The following is an 18,190-nucleotide window of genomic DNA, read 5'->3' as shown; positions in this document are numbered from 1 at the left end:
ATGCTGCTTTCAGGCATTCTCTAGGGATGAAAACCGGCGGAGAGGGCCGGGCAATCAGGAGGAGAAAATATGGGTTACCAGCAAACGCTGCGTGGCTTCGTCGTGTCGACGGGGCTGTTGGGTGCTGCCATTCTGGGATCGATGGTCCCTGCCTGGGCGGTCGATTTCAAACAGGCACCGATGTTTGATGAGCAGGTGAAGGGCGGCAAGTTGCCGGCCGTTGCCGCCCGTCTTCCGGAACATCCATATGTCGAAGCCATGGTTGATGGTATCGGCAAGTACGGCGGCACGCTGCGCACAACGATCCTCGCCAATGGCGACCAGTATAACCTGACCCGCACCATCGCAAACGAACTCCTGGTTCGCTGGGATCCGGCCTGGCAGAAGGTCGTTCCATCCCTGGCCGAGGAGTTCACTGCATCTGAAGACGCGACCACCTACACCTTCAAGCTGCGCAAGGGCCTGAAGTGGAGCGACGGCCAACCGTTCACGGCTGACGACATCATGTTCTGGTACGAAGACGTGTTCATGAACGACGCGCTTTCACCCGCCAAGAATCCGACGTTCACCGTTGCCGGCAAGCCGGTAAAGGTGCGCAAGATCGACGACCTGACAGTCGAGTTCAAATTCGATAGCCCGTACGGCCTCTTCCTGCAGCAACTTGCGTATGGTCAGGGTCATCTTCCGGTGATCTACCCAAAGCATTATCTGCAGCAGTTCCACGAGAAGTATAACAAGGACGGCATCCCGGCACTGCTGAAGGCCAATCCGGCGGCTGGCGATTGGGTGGCACTCTTCAATTCGAAAGTTTCGCTGACCTTCCAGCCGCCCTACTGGCAGAATCTCGAACTGCCGACAATGAACCCGTGGGTTCTTACGGTTCCCTATGCAGATAGCGATCGGGTCGTGGCAACCCGCAATCCCTACTACTGGAAGGTCGATCCCGACGGCAACCAGCTTCCCTATATCGACGGGATCACCTGGGCCAAGCTGGATGATCCACAGCTGATGGCGCTGAAGATGACCTCCGGCGAATTCGACTTTGCCTTCCGCCACATCAACAACTCGACCTTCAAGTCGGTGCTATTCGATGGCCAGGAAACCGGCAACTATCGTTTCGTCGACGTCAAGGATCTGCCGGCCAACGACGCAGTCATCCTGCTCAACCTCAACTCGACCGACGACGTCAAGCGCAAGCTCTTCCAGAACAAGGACTTCCGCATAGCGCTCAGTCATGCCATCAACCGACAGGAGATTATCGATCTCGTCTATGTCGGGCAGGGAGCTCCGGCGCAGGTGGCGACACAGCCTGAGCACGAACTCTTCAACGAGCGCGAGGCAACACAGTACACCGAGTTCGATCCGAAGCTCTCCAACGAGATGCTCGACAAGATTATGCCGAAGAAGGATGCCGAAGGCTTCCGCCTCGACGAGAGTGGCAAGCGCTTTACCATCAACTTCATGGTCGCGGACGTCTTCGGTCTCTCCTATCCCGACGTCATGCAGATGGTGCAGAAATACGCCAAGGATGTCGGTATCGACATCCAGCTGCGGACGACGGACCGGGCCCGCCTGAATACCATGTGGTCTGCCAACGAGCAGGACGCCTATATCTGGAACTGCGTCGGTGGCCTATCTGAAGTCTACACCGATCCGCGCTGCTACATGCCTTTCCAGAAGGCCGATATCTTCTTCGCGATGAAGTGGAGCGAATGGTATTCAAACCACGCCACGGGTGAAGAGCCCCCGGCCGAAATCAAGGCGCTGATGGCGGCCTATGACAAGGTTAACGCAGCGGTCACCGATGACGACCGGCGCGACAAGATGAAGGAGTTCCTCAATCTGTCGGCCGACAACTTCCTCAACATCGGCATCTCGCGCCCCATGCCGAAGTACATGATGGTGTCGAAGAACCTGAAGAATGTCGTCAACGGTATCCCGATCACCGGCAACCTCTGGCATCCGGCGCCGACGCTGAGCCAATGGTATTTTGATAAGCCGGCCAACTGAGGTCCTCCCAAGGACCGGTGGGTCGTCCCGCCGGTCCGTTCCTTCGATTCAATCGAACGGTCTGAAAAGATGCTCCGTTATATCGCCAAGCGGCTGGTGTTCGCGATCCCGACACTCTTTGCCGTTTCCATTATTGCCTTCATCATCATCCAGCTGCCGCCTGGGGATTATCTGACGACCTTGATGGCCGATTGGGCGAGCCAGGGCGGCGCTGTGGAAGAGGGGACAGTCGCCGCGATGCGCGAGCGATACGGCCTCGATCAGCCGATGTACTTCCAATACTACAAATGGATCGCGGGCATCCTCCTGCATGGCGATTTCGGAATTTCCTTCGAGCTAGGAAAGCCCGTCACGGCGCTCATCTGGTCTCGCCTTGGCTTCTCTTTGCTCCTGTCCTTCCTGACGCTTTGCTTCGTCTGGGCAGTCGCCATTCCGATCGGAATCCTGTCTGCGGTTCGGCAGTATTCCATCTCGGACTATTCCGCGACCTTCCTCGCCTTCTTCTTTCTCGCCGTGCCCGACTTCCTGATGGCGCTGTCGGCCATGTACGTCATGTCGGCCTATTTCGGTCAAAGCGTCGGCGGGCTCTTCTCGCCTGCTTACGTCGATGCGCCCTGGAGCTTCGGCAAGCTCATCGATTTCGCCCAGCACGTCTGGCTGCCCGTCATCGTCATCGGTCTTGGTTCGCTTGCGGCCCTTGTCCGCATCATGCGCGCCAACCTGCTCGATGAACTTTCAAAGCCCTATGTGACGACGGCGCGTGCCAAGGGCATGTCCGAGTTCGAGCTGCTGATCCGTTATCCGGTCCGTCTTGCGCTCAATCCGCTGATCTCGACGCTCGGCTGGATCCTGCCGGCGGTCATATCGGGCGAGATCATCGTCTCCGTCGTCATGAGCCTGCCGACGACAGGGCCGCTACTGCTCCGGGCATTGCTCGCGCAGGACATGTATCTCGCCGGCTCGCTCATCCTGCTGATTTCGGTGCTGACGATCATCGGCACACTGATTTCCGACATCCTGCTCGCCATCACTGACCCGCGGATCCGGTTCCAATGACAGACATTACACATCTCCCGCCGGATACCGGCCCATCGATCAACCTCAGTGGCCGGGACATGGCCGTTGCCGGCCAGTGGCAGCTTTTCTGGCTGAAGTTCAAGAAACACAAGATCGCGCTGGCGAGCCTCGTCGTCATCGTCTTCATGTATCTTGTCGCAGCATTTGCCGACTTCGTCGCACCCTTCGACCCGAATGCCACGAATGCGCGGTTCACCTACGCGCCGCCGCAGAGCATCGCACTGCTCGTCGACGGCGCCTTCCGGCCGCATGTCAGCCAGCTCAAAATGACGTTGAACACCGAATCCATGCGGCGTGAATTCGCACCCGATCCGACAAAGCCAGTTGATGTCGGCTTCTTCGTCACCGCGCCACAGCCCTATCATCTGCTGGGCTTCGTCCCGATGCAGACCAAGCTTTTCGGCCTGAAGAACCCGATGCCGGGCGACAGCATGTATATTTTCGGCGCTGATCGTCTCGGCCGCGATATCTTCTCGCGTGTCGTTCACGGCGCCAAGATCTCGCTCTCGATCGGCCTCGTCGGCGTCTTCATGAGCCTCGTGCTGGGCGTGACCATTGGTGGCATCTCAGGCTTCTTCGGCGGATGGATCGATCTCGCCATCCAACGTATGATTGAGCTCCTGCGCTCAATTCCGACGATCCCGTTATGGATGGGACTTGCTGCCGCCATCCCCGTCGGCTGGCCGCCTCTCAGGACCTATTTCGTCATCACCTTGATCGTTTCGCTGATCGGCTGGACGAGCCTGGCGCGCGAGGTGCGTGGCAAGTTCCTCTCCCTGCGTAACGAGGATTTCGTCATCGCTGCCCGTCTCGACGGCATGAGCGAGATCGGCATCATCTTCCACCATCTGGTGCCGTCCTTCATGAGCCACATCATCGCAACGCTGACGCTCGCCATCCCCTCGATGATCCTGGCGGAAACCGCACTGTCGTTCCTCGGCATCGGCTTGCAGCCGCCGATCATTTCCTGGGGGGTGTTGCTGCAGGAGGCGCAGAACATCCGCGCCGTGGCGCAGGCCCCGTGGCTTCTGTTTACGCCGGCAGCTGCGATCGTCATCTCGGTGCTTTCCCTCAACTTCCTCGGCGACGGTCTCCGCGATGCCGCAGATCCCTACGAGTCGGTGTCATGACCATGACTGATGATACGATCCTCAAGGTCGACGACCTCAAGACCTATTTTCCGACCCGCACGGGCGTATTCAAGGCGGTCGATGGCGTTTCGTTCGAGCTGAAGCGCGGCAAGACGCTCTGCGTCGTGGGCGAATCCGGTTCCGGAAAGTCAGTGACGGCACGCTCCATCCTGCAGATCGTCGATCGACCCGGCCGCATCGAAGGTGGCTCGATCGTCCTGACGCGGCCCGCCGGTTCGCAGACTGACCTTGCCACGCTCGATCCGCGCGGCAAGGAGATCCGCAGCGTCCGCGGCAAGGAGATCGCCATGATCTTCCAGGAACCGATGAGCTCGCTCTCGCCAGTACACCGCATCGGTACGCAGATCGGTGAGGCGCTGCGCATCCATTTCGGCATTCGAGGCGAGAAGCAACGCGAACGTGTCCTGGAACTTCTGCGGCAGGTGGAAATTCCGCGCCCGGAAACCGCCATCGACCGTTACACGTTCGAGTTCTCGGGCGGCATGCGCCAGCGCGTGATGATCGCCATGGCACTCGCATGCAATCCCTCGGTCCTAATTGCCGACGAGCCGACAACGGCGCTCGACGTGACCACGCAGGCCGAAATTCTCGACCTCATTCGCAAGCTGCAGCAAAGCCATGGAATGGCCGTGCTGTTCATTACACACGACATGGGCGTCGTTGCCGAGATCGCCGACGAGGTCCTCGTCATGTATCGCGGCAAGGTCATGGAGAAGGGACCGGTCGAGCAGATCTTCCACGCCCCGCAGGATGACTACACGCGCCGGCTGATCGGTTCAGTCGTCAAGCTGGAGCGCAAGGCGGAAGTGCGCCTGTCGCGTCCGCCGATCCCTGTTGAAGCGCCGCCGCTCCTCGAGGTAAAGAACTTATCGCTGACCTTCCCCTCCGGACTTCGCGCCGTCGACGATGTGTCGCTGATCGTCCGTGCGGGCGAAACGCTCGGCATCGTCGGCGAGTCTGGATCCGGCAAGACGACGATGGGTCGTTGCCTGCTGCGCATTTACGATCCGCAGTCCGGCGCCATGGATTATCGTCGCAACGACGGCAGCACGGTCGAACTGCGCACAACCGACAAGGCGACACTCAAGGATGTCCGCCGCGATATCCGCATGATCTTCCAGGATCCGGTCGGATCACTGAGCCCCCGCAAGACCGTCGGCCAGATTATCGCCGAACCTTTGAAACTTGCTGGCATGAAGGGTAGGCTGCTCGACGAGCGCGTCGCAGAACTCATGCAGCAGGTCGGCCTGGAACCCGCCTGGCGGGAACGCTATCCGCATGCTTTTTCCGGCGGACAGCGCCAGCGTATCGGGATTGCCCGCGCCATCGCCGTCAAGCCGCGGTTGATCATCGCGGACGAGGCAACCTCGGCACTCGACGTCTCTCTTCGCTCGCAGATGCTGGACCTGATGATGAAGCTGCAGGACGAGCTTGGGCTCTCCTATGTCTTCATCTCCCACGACATGTCGGTCATCCGCTATATGTGCGATCGCGTGGCAGTCATGTATCGCGGCAAGATCGTTGAAGCCGGCGAGACCGACCAGGTCGTCAACAATCCGGCGCATGACTATACGCGTGCGCTCCTCTCCGCCATTCCCCATCCCGATCCACGCGACCGGCGTATTCATAACCGGTTCCGCTACGACCCCACACGCACAGTTTCAGCCAACGGATAAGTCATGAAAATTACAGACGTCAAAATCATTGTCTGCTCGCCGGGCCGCAATTTCGTCACGGTCAAGATCTTCACGGACGAGGGCCTGACTGGTGTCGGCGACGCCACGCTGAACGGACGCGAAAAAGCCGTGGTCGCCTATCTCAAGGACCATCTCGCGCCGCTTCTGATCGGCCGAGACCCGAGCCGCATCGAGGATATCTGGCAGTATTTCTATAAAGGTGCCTACTGGCGCCGTGGTCCGGTGACGATGGCCGCTATAGCCGGCATCGACACGGCGCTCTGGGATATCAAGGCGAAGGCAGCCAACATGCCGCTCTACCAGCTGCTTGGCGGTGCAAGCCGCGAAAAGGTGCTTTGCTATACCCACGCGCAGGGGACCGATATCGCGGAGGCAGTCGAGGCGGTCGGTCGCCGCATCGAGCAGGGCTACAAGGCAATCCGCGTGCAGGTTGGCATTCCGGGCCTTCCTGATGTCTATGGCACAGGCAAAAAATCCGTCACCAACAATGCAGCCGACGACGCGGTTCCGCATGAGGAAGTCTGGTCGACCTCGAAATACCTGCGCCATGTCCCGAAACTCTTCGAAGCCGTTCGCGAGGCCCACGGTCCTGACATCGAACTTCTGCATGACACACATCATCGCCTGACGCCAATCGAGGCAGCCCGTCTTGGGAAAGATCTGGAGTTTGCCCGGCTCTTCTGGCTCGAGGATACGGTCGCCGCCGAACATCAGGAAGGTTTCCGCCTGATCCGCAAACACACGACAACGCCGCTTGCCGTCGGCGAAGTGTTCAACACCATCTGGGATGCGCGTCTGCTGATCGAGGAACAGCTGATCGACTACATTCGCACGACGACGGTGCATGCCGGCGGCATCACGGCTCTTCGCCGCATCATGGACTATGCCAGCGTCTACAATGTGCGCACCGCCTGCCACGGCGCCATGGACATGTCGCCGATCTGCCTTGGCGCCAACTTGCATCTTGACCTCTGGGTTCCGAACTTCGGCATCCAGGAATATTCGGGCTACCTGCCCGAGATCCTTGAAGTCTTCCCCAGCGCCTGGAGCCTAGACGATGGCTATCTGCATCCTGGTGAGGCCATTGGCCATGGGGTCGATATCGATGAGAAGCTTGCCGAGAAATATCCATATCAGCGCGCCTATCTGCCGGTAAACCGTCTGGAAGACGGCACGCTCTGGCATTGGTAGGAAGGACCTAGAGATGAAGATTGCAGCAATCAAAAGCTACGCCGTCAAAGTCGGCATCCGCAACCAGCTTCTGGTGAAGGTCGAGACCGACGATGGGATTTTCGGCTGGGGGGAGAGTGGTCTTTCCGGTCGCGAGAAGGCCGTCGTCGGCGCCCTTGAGCATTATGCGGAGTTCCTGCGCGGCCGCGATCCATTCAAGATCGGTGCGCTCTGGCAGGAAATGTACCGAAGCCAGTATTTCGAGGGTGGTCGCGTGCTACAGGCGGCGATCTCGGCGATCGACATCGCGCTGCATGACATCAAGGGTAAGGCCCTTGGTGTCCCGGTCTACGAACTGCTCGGCGGGAAGCAGCGCGATCGCATCCCGACCTTTGCGACGACCTTCGCGGAACCGGGGCCAGCAATGGTCGAGCAAGCACAGATGCTTGTCGAGCGTGGATGGACAGCCATGCGTCTTTCACCCTCAGGCCATGAGCACAAGGAGATTTACGAGCCCAGAGAGCATATCGCAACGTCAGCCAAATGGTGCACCAAAGCCCGGGAAGCATTGGGCGAGGATGTTGTACTTGGTATCGACTATCACCACCGCCTGACGGTCGCGGAAGCCGCAAGTTTCTGCCAGAAGATGCCGAAGGGTACGCTCGATTTCCTGGAGGAACCGATCCGAGACGAGACGCCCGGCGCCTACGAGGCCCTGCGCCGCATGACTGATGTGCCCTTCGCGATTGGCGAGGAGTTCTCATCCAAATGGCAGTTCCTCCCCTATATCGAACGGGACATCCATCAGTTCAATCGCCTCGACGTTTGCAATGTGGGTGGCCTGACGGAATCGATGAAGGTGGCCGGCTGGAGCGAGGCCCATTATGTCGACATGATGCCGCATAATCCGCTGGGTCCGATCTGCACGGCGGCGACCATTCACTTCTCTGCCGCCGTCGCGAATTTTGCGTGGCTGGAGACCCGGGCAAGCCCCGCAGAGACCCATCTAGGCTTCGACAATTCCGACTTCTTCCCGGTCCAGCCCCGTCTTGACGGCGCATGGTATCCGGTGCCGGATGCACCCGGTCTGGGGGTCGAAGTGAACGAGGCGCTGATCGCCAGGCAAAGCTTCGAGTACTGGGAGGCGCCACACCTGAAGCGTCGCGATGGTTCGGTGACGAATTGGTAGGCCAATGAGCCCTTCGCCAGTCGTGGTGCCCTACATCGCGCGGTGTCGAGTAGGGCATGGCATCTAAGGATATAAGCTCGATGTGTCGGGACGATCGTCCCCGTCACATCGCAAGCCGTTCACTCCGCGTCCCTTTAGTGCAGTAGCGATGCGCTTCACGGTGCTGAGGCAGTCGTCTCGCTCGTCACGAATTGCGTCGATACCGCTGATCCGCCACTAAAGACGCCTGCCTTGGCCGTCGAACAGCAAGCAATCTGCGGGTCGTATGCTGAGCTGCAGTTCGCTTGCGACCTTAAGGTTCGGCTTGCCGCGGACTTCGGCAATGAGCGAGGTGTCGCGCCCGGCGTCCGTGTAAACGTAGGAAACGCCACCCAGATGTTCGATTACTTCAGGTGTCAGGCTAACGTTCACGCTGCCGGCCGTATCGGGCTCCAGAAAGTGTTCTGGACGGATACCGACCACCATTTGCTGCGGCATTTCCGAGTTGGCATCGCGGGGCATCACCACGATACCCGCAATGCCGAGATCAGGGGCGTTCAGGATTACGCCGCCAGCCTCCGTTCGCCCTGTCATCGTAGCCGGAACGAAGTTCATCTTCGGCGAACCGATAAACCCGGCGACAAATGCGTTGTCCGGATCGCTGTATAGCTCGAGCGGCGTTCCGACCTGCTCGATACGTCCGTCGCGCAAGACGACGATACGGCTGGCGAGGGTCATCGCTTCGACTTGGTCATGGGTGACATAGATCATCGTCGCACCAAGGTCGGCATGGAGCTTGGCGATCTCGATGCGCATCCGCACCCGCAGCTCTGCGTCGAGATTGGAAAGCGGCTCGTCGAAAAGGAATATCTTCGGATCGCGCACGATGGCCCGACCGATTGCCACACGCTGACGCTGGCCACCGGAAAGCTGCTTCGGCTTCCGTTTGAGATAGGGCTCGAGATGCAGTGTGCGAGCCGTCTTCTCGACCAGTTGCTTACGCTCCGCCTGAGGCATACCCGCCATTTCGAGGCCGAACGCCATGTTCTCTTCTACAGTCATGTGCGGGTAGAGGGCGTAGGTTTGAAAGACCATGGCGATCCCACGCTTGCTGGGATCGGATTTCGACACATCGGTGCCATCAATTTCGATTGCCCCGCTGTCGGCGGTTTCCAGTCCGGCAATCATGCGAAGCAGGGTAGACTTGCCGCAGCCAGATGGGCCGACGAAAACGATAAACTCACCATCCTCGACCATCAGGTCGACATTGCGGATCACCTCGGTATCGCCGAAGGATTTCTTCATGCTCTTGAGTTGGAGTTTTCCCAAGGTTCGGTCCTTTATTTCACGGCGCCTTCGGTGAGGCCGCTGACAAACCAGCGCCCGACCAAGGCAAAAAGAATGACGACAGGCAGGACAGCGAGGCTCGCGCCGGCCAACAGAAGGCCCCAATCGATCTGATACTGGCCGATGATGCCCGAAAACCCGACCGGGACCGTTCGCTTTGCATCGGAAAGAATAAGCACGGAGGCGAAAACATACTCGGTCCACGCGCAGATGAATGCGAAGATGCCGACCGACGCGATGCCGGGAGCGATCAGCGGGATCATGATCCTGCGCAGGATGACGGCGGGCGGAGTTCCGTCCATGACGGCAGCCTCCTCGATCTCCTTGGGGACGGAGGCGAAGAACGAGCGCAACATCCAGATGGAGAAGGGAAGCGCAAAGGTCACGTTGACGATGATCAGGGCGGCGAGCGTATCGATGAGCCCCACTTTTGCAAACATGCCAAACAGTGGGATGAGCACGACGATGCTCGGAAAGGCGTAGGCAAGCAGAATGATGCGATAGAGCGTCTCGCGGCCCGGAAACGCGAGGCGGAAAAACGCGTAGGCAGCAGGAACTGCCAGAGCCAGCGTCAGGGCGGTCGAGAGGGTCGCAACGATCAGGCTATTGACCATGTAGGTCGGATAGTCCGACCCGCTCAACAGCTTCGTGAAATGCTGCAAGGTGAACGAGTGCGGCACCATCGTCGGCACGCGGGCGATAATTTCCTGGGGCAGCTTGAACGCACCTGACAGCACCCACCAGAAGGGCAGTCCGATCAACAGGGTCAAGACGATCAGCGAAAGGCAGAGTAACAGGGACGAGGTGAAAGGGCGCTTCATCGATCGTCTTCCCGCATCAAGGTTCGGCTTGCCAAGAGTGCAAAAGCCATCAGGAGAATTGTCGCCAACACAGACATGGTTGCCGCTTCGCTGAGCTTGTAGCCCTTGAAGGCAGTCTCATAAATGATGACGGGAAGCGTACGGGTGCCGCCCGCAGGTCCCCCTGCCGTCATCAGCCATATGATGTCGAACACATTGAATGACAGGAGCGTTCCGACCACGGTCAGCACCCCAAGCGTCGGTGCGAGGAGAGGCCATGTGATACGCGTGAAGCTTCGCCAACCATTGGCGCCATCGATCCGCGCAGCTTCGTAAAGATCAGAGGGAATGCGTGTGAGCCCGGCAAGCATCATAAGCGCTATGAACGGAAACCAGCGCCAGGAATTGATGAAGATCAACGTCGCCATCGCCGTCCATGGCATGCTGAAGAAGCCGATCGGACGATCAATCAGTCCTGCCTGCGTCAGGAGCGGATTGATCATTCCGCCTGATGTCGAAAACAGCCATCGCCAGATGATCACGACAACGACTGTTGGCACGATCCAGGTGAGAATGACCCAGGTGCGGGCAATGCGCACACCTGGGAAATTCTGGTTGAGGGTCAGTGCGGTGATCAGCGCGAGGACCGTCTGGACCATGGCATTTGCGACGACCCAGATGATGCTCATGACCACAGCCATCCAGAAGCTCTGGTTGAACAGGACGACCGAGTAGTTCTGCAGGCCTACCCATTGTCCGGTCGAGCCGATGGTTCTGACGTCCTGTATGCTCAACAGGATTGCAGAGACCAACGGCCAACCGAGAATGCCTCCCAGGACGATGAGCGCCGGTGCCACAAAGACAATGGCGAGTAACCGCGACTTTTGCATCCGGCGCTCCTCCCAGCTGCTACTTGGCGACTTCGATCATTCTGTCCTGGCCAGCCGCGACAGCGTCAGCCGCGGTCTTGCCCCCAACCACGATCATCTGCAGGGTTTCGGCAATCACGTTCTGTGCGGAGACGGCCGCAATCGAAGGGAAGGTTCGACCGCTGGTGAAACCGAACAGCTTCCCGTTCTGAGAGTTTGCGATGATCGTCTCGACCTGCGACTTGTACTTCTGGACCATGGGATCGCTCCAGAAGCTCTCAGACTTGGCACCATCTTCCGTCACGGGCATGAACAGGCCAGGTTCCATGTTGAGAAACTTGCCGTAGGTTTCCGGCTGAAGCAGGTAGCGAACGAACTCCTCGGACGCCTTGCGCTTGGCATCGTCCTTCGACAGCAACATGACGGCGTTTGCATAGGCAATCGTGTTGTGATCGCTTTCGCCGTCTGCATGCGGGATCGCGGCTACGCCGAGGTCTGCCGGTTCACCGCCGCCCTGGGTGTCGTAGCTCGAAATCACGGAGAATTGCATGATCATGCCGCAGCTCTTGGACACGAAGCAGGCCTCGGCTTCGCCCCAGGTCCACGAGGTACTGTCCGGCGGGGACAGCTTCTGGAGGCTGGAGTAATAGTCGAGCGCGGCGACCGTCTGAGGATTGTTGAAGCGGAAGCTTCCGTCCTCATTGAAGATCTCGGTGGCGCCGCCGTTGACCATGACGCTGTAGATCGTCTGATCGGTGTAGAGCTGCTTGTTGGCCGGCAATCCAATCCCGAAGACGCCATTTGTGCTGAGCTTTTCAGAAGCCGCCTTCCAGTCGCTCCAGTTCTCCGGAACCTTCAGGCCCGCCGCATCGAGCACACTCTTTCTGTACCAGAGGTTCATCGCCATGTTGTAAAGCGGTACGGCCCAGATGCCGCCGTCATAGCTGTAGGACTGGACAGCGCTCTTGACGAAGTGGTGCTCCTTGTCGAGCTCGCCGACGAAATCGGAAACCGAGGTCAGGGCGCCGATGTTCTTGAGAATGGGTGTGAAGTCGGGAATCGCAAACAGCATGTCCGGGCCGGCGCCGGCAGCCAGTGCAGCGGGCGCCTTCGCGTAAACCTCACCCCAGTTCTGGGGCTCCTGCTTGACCTTGATGTCAGGATGAGCCGCGTTGAAGGCATCAATGATTTCCTGGATTCGCGCGACGCGGTGTGGCGGCTGTTCCATGTGCCACAACGTAACCTCCACGGGTGCGGCAATGGCGTTGAGCGGCATCAGCAGGCAGGCGCCGGCGAGGAGGCCCAAGATTCTGTTCTTCATGTCAGTTCCCTCTTTTTTACGTTGCTCGTTGACAGTGAACTTGTCTCAGAGATGCGGATTGCGCGGGCGGAACCGCTCGACCAGCTTCTCGTTGATCTCCTTTGCACCCGGCATGTTGGCGCTCAGGTAGATGGGAGCGTTGCCATCCGCCGAAAGCCGCGCGGCAACTTCGGCCAGGATGGCATTCAGGATCGAGACCCCGATTGCCGTCGAAATCGGTCCGACTTTCAGATCACTACCGGGAACGTCCAGGATGGCATCGCCGGGCGGTGAACCGTTGTCGAGGACGATATCGGCAAGGTCGGCAAGGCGCGTTCCGCCTTTAGCCGAAGCCGTGGAATAGGCTACAGAGGTAATGGCGATTACCTTGGCGCCGAGGTCTCGCCCGATGTTTGCGGCCTCGATGGGAGCGGCATTGGTCCCGGAATTCGAGATCACGAAGAGAACGTCTCCCGCACGGATGCCATAGCGGGCGAAGATGGGGGCGACGATGCCCGGCATGCGCTCATAGGCGGTGCCAGCGACCGCTCCCTCATGCAGCATCGTCGGACCGGCAAGGATGGGAACCGTGATTGCCAGCCCACCGGCGCGGTAGTGAGCTTCCTCTGCCAAGACGTGGGAGTGACCCGTTCCGAAAATATAGACGCGATGATCGGTTCGTGCGGCATCGACGATCGCCTCTACGGCTTTTTCCATGGCTGGCGCGAGTTCCGTCCGAACCTGGCCCAGGCGCGAAATCAGCGCGTCGAAATATTGATCCGTCAGCAGTGTCATTGTCCGTCTAATGCTCCGAGATTGAGATCCACCTTCATGACGAATGAATCGCCGCGATAGAAAGATCTTACAAATTCAAATGGATGGCCTTTGCTGTCGAACGTCAGACGCGTCAGCTTGAGGACCGGGCTGCCCTCGATGAGGCTCAGGGAACGAGCCGTCGATGCGTCGGCAGTTGCCGCCATCATGGTCTGTTCACCGGTTGTCGGAATGATCCCGAAATGATCCCGTAAGATCCCGTAGAGGGACTCGCGGCTGAAATCAGCCAGTTCGATCAATCCCGGCGCCAGGGACGCGCTGACGTCCGTCGTTTCGATCGCCACCGGTTCGCCGTCAACGAGACGGACGCGAACCAGCCGGTGAACCTGGGCGTTGCTTGGAAGATGCAGTGCTTCGATGGCGAAGCTGTCCGCTGCACGGGTCTCAGCAAGGACCACGAGGCTGGAGGTTTTGTGGCCCTGGCGCGCCATTTCCTCGGTAAAGCCCGACAACGTCGAGAGTTTCTGTTCGATAACGGGATGCGTCACGAACGTGCCCTGGCCAACCCGTGTTTCGACGAGCCCACGCGTGGTGAGGTGTTGGATGGCCTGGCGGGCCGTCATGCGGCTGACCCCGAGATCGGCAGCCAGCACACGTTCTGAATCGATCTTCTCGCCTGCCTTCAGGCGTCCCGCCTGGATGTCATTCGCAAGCTGGGTTGCAATCTTGATGTAGAGAGGTGCCTCTTGATCGATCACAGCCAATCCCTCCGGTATAGTCCGCAGGAATGAATGGTATAGACCAATTTTGAAAATGCAAGCGCCTACTCGGAATTTTGCTGGGCGCCTCAGTTTTTGGAGAGTAAGCGATCCCGATGACCGCGATAGCGTTGCAGCGCGGATTCGTATTCGGAGCGCATCGCTGGGTTGGATCGGTAGCGCTTGGCATTGCCGGCAACCGCTCGCGACGCCGTCCGGATATCCGGGAAATGGCCAAGCGCGGTAGCAACCAGAAGTGCGGCGCCCCGCGCGCCGAATTGTGTGCCGTGGGGCACGACGACGTCGCGTTGCAGGATGTCGGCAATCATCTGGCTCCAGAATGGGCTCTGGCTTCCTCCCCCCGTCAGCACGACTTCGCTTCCTGCGAAGTTCAGCATGTCGAGGAGGTCGCGCATGGCCAGCGCAACGCCTTCGAACACCGCGCGAAACAGTTCGGGCCGGCCGTGCCGTGATGTCAGGCCGGCAAACTGCGCGCGGGCATCAAGCGAGACGACAGGTGCAATAATGCCGCTTTCGCTGAGGTACGGCAGATATGTCAGTTCCCGTGCTCCGATCGGGACATCCTCGACCATTGCGGTGAGCAGTTGATAGCGATCAGGGTTGGAGGCCAAGTCGGGTGCCAATGCGCCGATTGCCCAGTCGAGGTTGAGTGTACCCGCGACATTGACCATGGAGCGGTACCAGACATCGCCAGGCAGCGAGAACAATAGTCCCACATCCGGCGGCGTGAAAACCGGTTTTTCATGGCAAACGCCGACCATGCAGGTCGTTCCAAGGACGGCCGTCGCGCCGTTTGCATCCAATCCGCCGGCCCCGATGACCGTCGCAGCGACATCGCCTGCGCCAATGCCCACCGGCAGGCCCTGTGGAAGTCCGGTGAGAGCAGCGGCTTCACTGCTGAGGAAACTTTGCACCGTTTCGGAATCGAAGACCGGTGGCAGCAAGTGGGAGTGCTCCTCCAGTCCGAATAAAGCGATCATTGCCTCACTACGCTGCCTTTCACGCGCGCTGCCGGGAATAACGGAGGCCTCGCTGCGGTCGGTCGCCGCAAAGCCGGTCAGTCTCATGCGGATGAAGTCCTTGTAACTCAGGACATAAGCAGTCTGGGCGATTGTTTGGGGCTCATTCTCCACGAGCCAGGCCAGCACGGGCAACGTACATCCCTGCTGCAGGACCGAGCCGGAGGACTGGAATATTCGCGAACCGACGTCCGGGTCGGCGGCCGTCAGCCGGTCAATGATCTCCTGGCTTCGGCTGTCTTCCCAATTGATGCCGGGTCTGACTGCTTGGCCTGCGGAATCAACAAGCCAAGCACCAACCATTGCCGCCGAGATGCCTATTCCGCCAATCTGCTGCGGCTCTAGGCCACTTGATCGGAGCGCGTCACGGATCACGTCAACGACAGCCGTCCAGCACATCTCCGGGTCAAGCTCGCACCAGCCTGGTTTTGGCCTGCTGATTGGCGTGCGCCGCGTCGCCTCGGCAAACTGCCGTCCAGAAAGATCAAAAATGGCTGCTTTGCAAAGTGATGAACCGGCGTCGATGCCAATGAAATAGGTGCTAATGATCCCCTGCCTTTCTCGAGGCAAAAACTATCCGAGAACGATTCCGGGCTGTTCAGGGGAAGCCCGCATTGCTTCTCGGCACTGCAATAATCAAACGTGCGGCAGATAAAGACGTATCTGATAGCGGAGGTCAACCGTTCGTTCCAATGTCGTTTTCCCTGCGTGCGGTTTGCGAGACGTGTGGTTTTTCCTCATTGTTTCGTTCAGAGCAGGTCACGATAGGTCGCTTCCGCTCCACAAGCGAAGACGTGTAAAACACATGTAAAATCAATACTTTATATACGATAAAACCGGCACATAGGCGGATTTCAGTCCGAGGTTGACTCTCATTCGCTTTGCCTAAGAGATCGACCTGCTTTGGAGCTCGAAGTCGCTCCCAGATCAACACCAACTCCATCAAACCCGTATAGCTTCCTTGGCCGCGCGCTGCATCGCGGCGCTCCTCGAGCCGATGCCTTGGCATAGGGAGCGCGTGAATTCAGTCTTCGTAGAACTGGCCCGCTCGCGGGCCTGCAAGCGTGACTTGCCAGCTTCCCTTTCGCTTGAAATTTTGACTGACGAGGAAGGTATACCCCGTGCGGTGCCATGGTTTGACGCCGCCGCTGAGATTGTCCAGAACGTAATCCCCGGAGTTCAAGCGAGCCAACAAGACCATGTGGTTGCTCCCGCTGCGATCGAGAACGACAGACAGGGCAAGTTTGTTGGATGGGAAACCCATTCCGATGAGCGTCCTCATCTTGAGCAGTGCATAATTCTTGCAGTCGCCTATGTTGCCGGCTGACCAATAGAAGGATTTTCCGGGCTCTTCGGCCGGGGTTACGCTGGCGTTTACATAGCGATTGACTTGTTGCAACACGCGCAGCGCTTGGCCGTCGTCGAGCTTCCCGCTGCGCCTGCCATGGCACAACCAATCATATCTCGCGCAAGCTGAGCTGAAACCGAGTGGAGCCGCAATTGATCTGCTTGTTGGAACTTCAGATCCGGCAACGCCTTGACTTGAGAGCAGAGGAACAGAGACAACAAACCCGAGAACGTTCATCATTATTCGCATGCTTGCCTCCTTGTTTTTACCAAGCTGCACAGCTTCCGAACCGATATAGAAACGCCAGACGCAACGCCTGCCGGATTTCCGGTCATCTTGTAGGTGACCGAAAGCACTCCAATTTTCCCGACAACATAATAATGCGTCTGACGACAACGCGACGCGTGATCCCCATTCTAGCCTCTCACAGCGTCGAGGGATTTTCAACGGGAAAGCCCTAAGAGCTCTTACTCAGATCCCGCCCGCCAGCGCCGTGATCCTAGTCCTGATCCGACCGTTCGGCGGCGAAGATCGCGTGGCCAACCGCAATGACCATGGAACGGCCCGGTCCCTCCAGTCACTTCGCCTGTTTTCTTGCTCGAAAAGCTATCCGAGGGCGACCTCTGCCACCGTCCGGTCTACTTCATCATTGCGATGGGTAGGTGTCCTCGAGGCAGAGGCGGGCGGGGGACCAGAATGCTTTCAACGACCGACCATGTCAGTGGCGGCGGGTCCGCAGGCGTGGCTTCGATCATCGACTTGCGATTGGCTATCTCGTGTTCTGTCCAGCACGGCCGATCGCCGCCTGGTGCACCGAGGAGACAATCGTTGTCGCGCCCATCCGGCGTACATCGCCAAGCGTTAACGGGCCTCCATCCCTACGCATCGGTTTCCTTCTGGTCTGTTATATTGTCTGTCTGCGCGGTCGGCTGGCTGGTTCAGCAGAAGTAATCGGGGTAGCGCGTGCGAAGCTCCTCAACGTCTGGAATGACGGCGCCGAGATGATGCATCATCGCCCGGTGCGCGCCTTCGACCTCATGTTCTGCGATGGCGTTGCGAATCAGGATATGTTCCAGAACGACATGGTCCATCCGGCCCAAGGCTGGCAGCGTAAGGCGGCGTGCCCGGTCGATCTGTACCTTCACCGTCTTCAAAATTGCCCAGATGCCAGGATAGCCGGCGATCTGAGTGATTGCTTCGTGGAATGCCTCGTCCATTTCGTGAAAGCTTGACGTGTCGCCAAGTGCGGCCAGAGCCTTCTGGCGGGCGATGATCGCGTCTAGCCGTTCGACATCTTGATCCGTCGCGATCCGTGCGGCCTTTTCAACCGTGGCTGCTTCGAGGGCTTTCCTGACAACCACCGCCTCTGGGATGGCGGAAACCGGAATGCGAGAGACGACGGTTCCGGCTTGCGGGTAAATGTCGACCAGGCCACCTTCGGAAAGTCGCAGTAACGCCTCGCGTACCGGCGTCCGGCTCACCCCGAATTCCTCGGCGATCTTCTTTTCTTGCAAGGCCATGCCCGGCGGCATCCGCAGAGCGAGGATGTCGTCGTAGAGACGGTGAAAGACGGCGTCTGCCGTGGTTACCCGCCGCACCTTTGGAAGCCGTGCCGGCAGCGTTCTGACACCCTCTGAAAGCCTAGCTGCACTGGCACTGCGCTCACGCATCCCGATCCCTA

15 protein-coding genes are annotated in these 18,190 nt (G+C 59.0%); 6 read left to right on the top strand and 9 right to left on the bottom strand.

Annotated features, from left to right (window positions below):
- The first annotated feature begins 69 nt into the window (after positions 1–69).
- The 6 genes from QTL94_RS23075 (at position 70) to QTL94_RS23050 (ending at position 8,294) form a co-directional block, all read left to right on the top strand.
- Positions 70–2,010, top strand: a complete 1,941-nt coding sequence (locus QTL94_RS23075; RefSeq protein WP_289803228.1) for an ABC transporter substrate-binding protein — start codon at positions 70–72, stop codon at positions 2,008–2,010.
- A gap of 69 nt (positions 2,011–2,079) precedes the next feature.
- On the top strand, positions 2,080–3,066 hold the full coding sequence (locus QTL94_RS23070) for an ABC transporter permease (protein WP_065691719.1): 987 nt from the start codon (positions 2,080–2,082) through the stop codon (positions 3,064–3,066).
- A complete protein-coding gene (locus QTL94_RS23065; protein ID WP_065691720.1) occupies positions 3,063–4,217 on the top strand; it encodes an ABC transporter permease in 1,155 nt (384 codons plus the stop codon). Before QTL94_RS23070 ends, QTL94_RS23065 begins: the two co-directional genes overlap by 4 nt.
- A complete protein-coding gene (locus QTL94_RS23060; protein ID WP_289803227.1) occupies positions 4,214–5,914 on the top strand; it encodes an ABC transporter ATP-binding protein in 1,701 nt (566 codons plus the stop codon). The genes QTL94_RS23065 and QTL94_RS23060 overlap by 4 nt, the downstream gene beginning before the upstream one ends.
- Positions 5,915–5,917: 3 nt before the next feature.
- On the top strand, positions 5,918–7,126 hold the full coding sequence (gene manD / locus QTL94_RS23055) for a D-mannonate dehydratase ManD (protein ID WP_289803226.1): 1,209 nt from the start codon (positions 5,918–5,920) through the stop codon (positions 7,124–7,126).
- A gap of 13 nt (positions 7,127–7,139) precedes the next feature.
- Complete coding sequence (locus tag QTL94_RS23050) at positions 7,140–8,294, top strand: mandelate racemase/muconate lactonizing enzyme family protein (RefSeq protein ID WP_289803225.1); 1,155 nt, start codon at positions 7,140–7,142, stop codon at positions 8,292–8,294.
- A 216-nt stretch (positions 8,295–8,510) separates the two neighbouring features.
- On the opposite strand, the gene QTL94_RS23045 is transcribed toward QTL94_RS23050, so the two are convergent.
- The 9 genes from QTL94_RS23045 to QTL94_RS23005 form a co-directional block, all read right to left on the bottom strand.
- Positions 8,511–9,602, bottom strand: a complete 1,092-nt coding sequence (locus QTL94_RS23045) for an ABC transporter ATP-binding protein (RefSeq protein WP_289803224.1) — start codon at positions 9,600–9,602, stop codon at positions 8,511–8,513.
- A gap of 11 nt (positions 9,603–9,613) precedes the next feature.
- Positions 9,614–10,441 carry a carbohydrate ABC transporter permease gene (locus tag QTL94_RS23040; RefSeq protein WP_065691725.1) on the bottom strand — a complete coding sequence of 276 codons (828 nt, stop codon included), beginning with the start codon at positions 10,439–10,441 and terminating at the stop codon, positions 9,614–9,616.
- The gene (locus QTL94_RS23035; RefSeq protein WP_289803223.1) at positions 10,438–11,310 is read right to left on the bottom strand and encodes a carbohydrate ABC transporter permease; all 873 of its coding nucleotides are present in this window, start codon (positions 11,308–11,310) and stop codon (positions 10,438–10,440) included. Before QTL94_RS23035 ends, QTL94_RS23040 begins: the two co-directional genes overlap by 4 nt.
- 19 nt (positions 11,311–11,329) lie before the next feature.
- Positions 11,330–12,610, bottom strand: a complete 1,281-nt coding sequence (locus tag QTL94_RS23030) for an ABC transporter substrate-binding protein (RefSeq protein ID WP_065691727.1) — start codon at positions 12,608–12,610, stop codon at positions 11,330–11,332.
- Positions 12,611–12,655: 45 nt separating this feature from the next.
- Complete coding sequence (locus QTL94_RS23025) at positions 12,656–13,384, bottom strand: SIS domain-containing protein (protein ID WP_289803222.1); 729 nt, start codon at positions 13,382–13,384, stop codon at positions 12,656–12,658.
- Positions 13,381–14,121 (bottom strand): GntR family transcriptional regulator, encoded by a 741-nt coding sequence (locus tag QTL94_RS23020; protein ID WP_065691729.1) that lies wholly within the window; start codon positions 14,119–14,121, stop codon positions 13,381–13,383. Before QTL94_RS23020 ends, QTL94_RS23025 begins: the two co-directional genes overlap by 4 nt.
- 89 nt (positions 14,122–14,210) lie before the next feature.
- Entirely contained in the window at positions 14,211–15,731 is a 1,521-nt protein-coding gene (locus QTL94_RS23015) for an FGGY-family carbohydrate kinase (RefSeq protein WP_289803221.1), read from the bottom strand.
- A 454-nt stretch (positions 15,732–16,185) separates the two neighbouring features.
- A complete protein-coding gene (locus tag QTL94_RS23010; RefSeq protein ID WP_502944171.1) occupies positions 16,186–16,749 on the bottom strand; it encodes a transglutaminase-like cysteine peptidase in 564 nt (187 codons plus the stop codon).
- A gap of 698 nt (positions 16,750–17,447) precedes the next feature.
- Positions 17,448–18,179 (bottom strand): GntR family transcriptional regulator, encoded by a 732-nt coding sequence (locus QTL94_RS23005; protein ID WP_289803219.1) that lies wholly within the window; start codon positions 18,177–18,179, stop codon positions 17,448–17,450.
- Between the last annotated feature and the right edge of the window lie 11 nt (positions 18,180–18,190).

It is taken from the genome of Rhizobium sp. S96, assembly GCF_030382195.1.
Classification (GTDB): Bacteria; Pseudomonadota; Alphaproteobacteria; order Rhizobiales; family Rhizobiaceae; genus Rhizobium.
Note: the sequence above shows the minus strand (reverse complement) of the source record. Positions and strands in the feature narration are given on the sequence as shown.

Bases quoted from the DNA above. Each gene is read 5' to 3' on its own strand.
- QTL94_RS23075 (WP_289803228.1), top strand. From the start codon at position 70: ATGGGTTACCAGCAAACGCTGCGTGGCTTCGTCGTGTCGACGGGGCTG.
- QTL94_RS23070 (WP_065691719.1), top strand. From the start codon at position 2,080: ATGCTCCGTTATATCGCCAAGCGGCTGGTGTTCGCGATCCCGACACTC.
- QTL94_RS23065 (WP_065691720.1), top strand. From the start codon at position 3,063: ATGACAGACATTACACATCTCCCGCCGGATACCGGCCCATCGATCAAC.
- QTL94_RS23060 (WP_289803227.1), top strand. From the start codon at position 4,214: ATGACCATGACTGATGATACGATCCTCAAGGTCGACGACCTCAAGACC.
- manD (WP_289803226.1), top strand. From the start codon at position 5,918: ATGAAAATTACAGACGTCAAAATCATTGTCTGCTCGCCGGGCCGCAAT.
- QTL94_RS23050 (WP_289803225.1), top strand. From the start codon at position 7,140: ATGAAGATTGCAGCAATCAAAAGCTACGCCGTCAAAGTCGGCATCCGC.
- QTL94_RS23040 (WP_065691725.1), bottom strand. From the start codon at position 10,441: ATGAAGCGCCCTTTCACCTCGTCCCTGTTACTCTGCCTTTCGCTGATC.
- QTL94_RS23035 (WP_289803223.1), bottom strand. From the start codon at position 11,310: ATGCAAAAGTCGCGGTTACTCGCCATTGTCTTTGTGGCACCGGCGCTC.
- QTL94_RS23030 (WP_065691727.1), bottom strand. From the start codon at position 12,610: ATGAAGAACAGAATCTTGGGCCTCCTCGCCGGCGCCTGCCTGCTGATG.
- QTL94_RS23025 (WP_289803222.1), bottom strand. From the start codon at position 13,384: ATGACACTGCTGACGGATCAATATTTCGACGCGCTGATTTCGCGCCTG.
- QTL94_RS23010 (WP_502944171.1), bottom strand. From the start codon at position 16,749: ATGATGAACGTTCTCGGGTTTGTTGTCTCTGTTCCTCTGCTCTCAAGT.
- QTL94_RS23005 (WP_289803219.1), bottom strand. From the start codon at position 18,179: ATGCGTGAGCGCAGTGCCAGTGCAGCTAGGCTTTCAGAGGGTGTCAGA.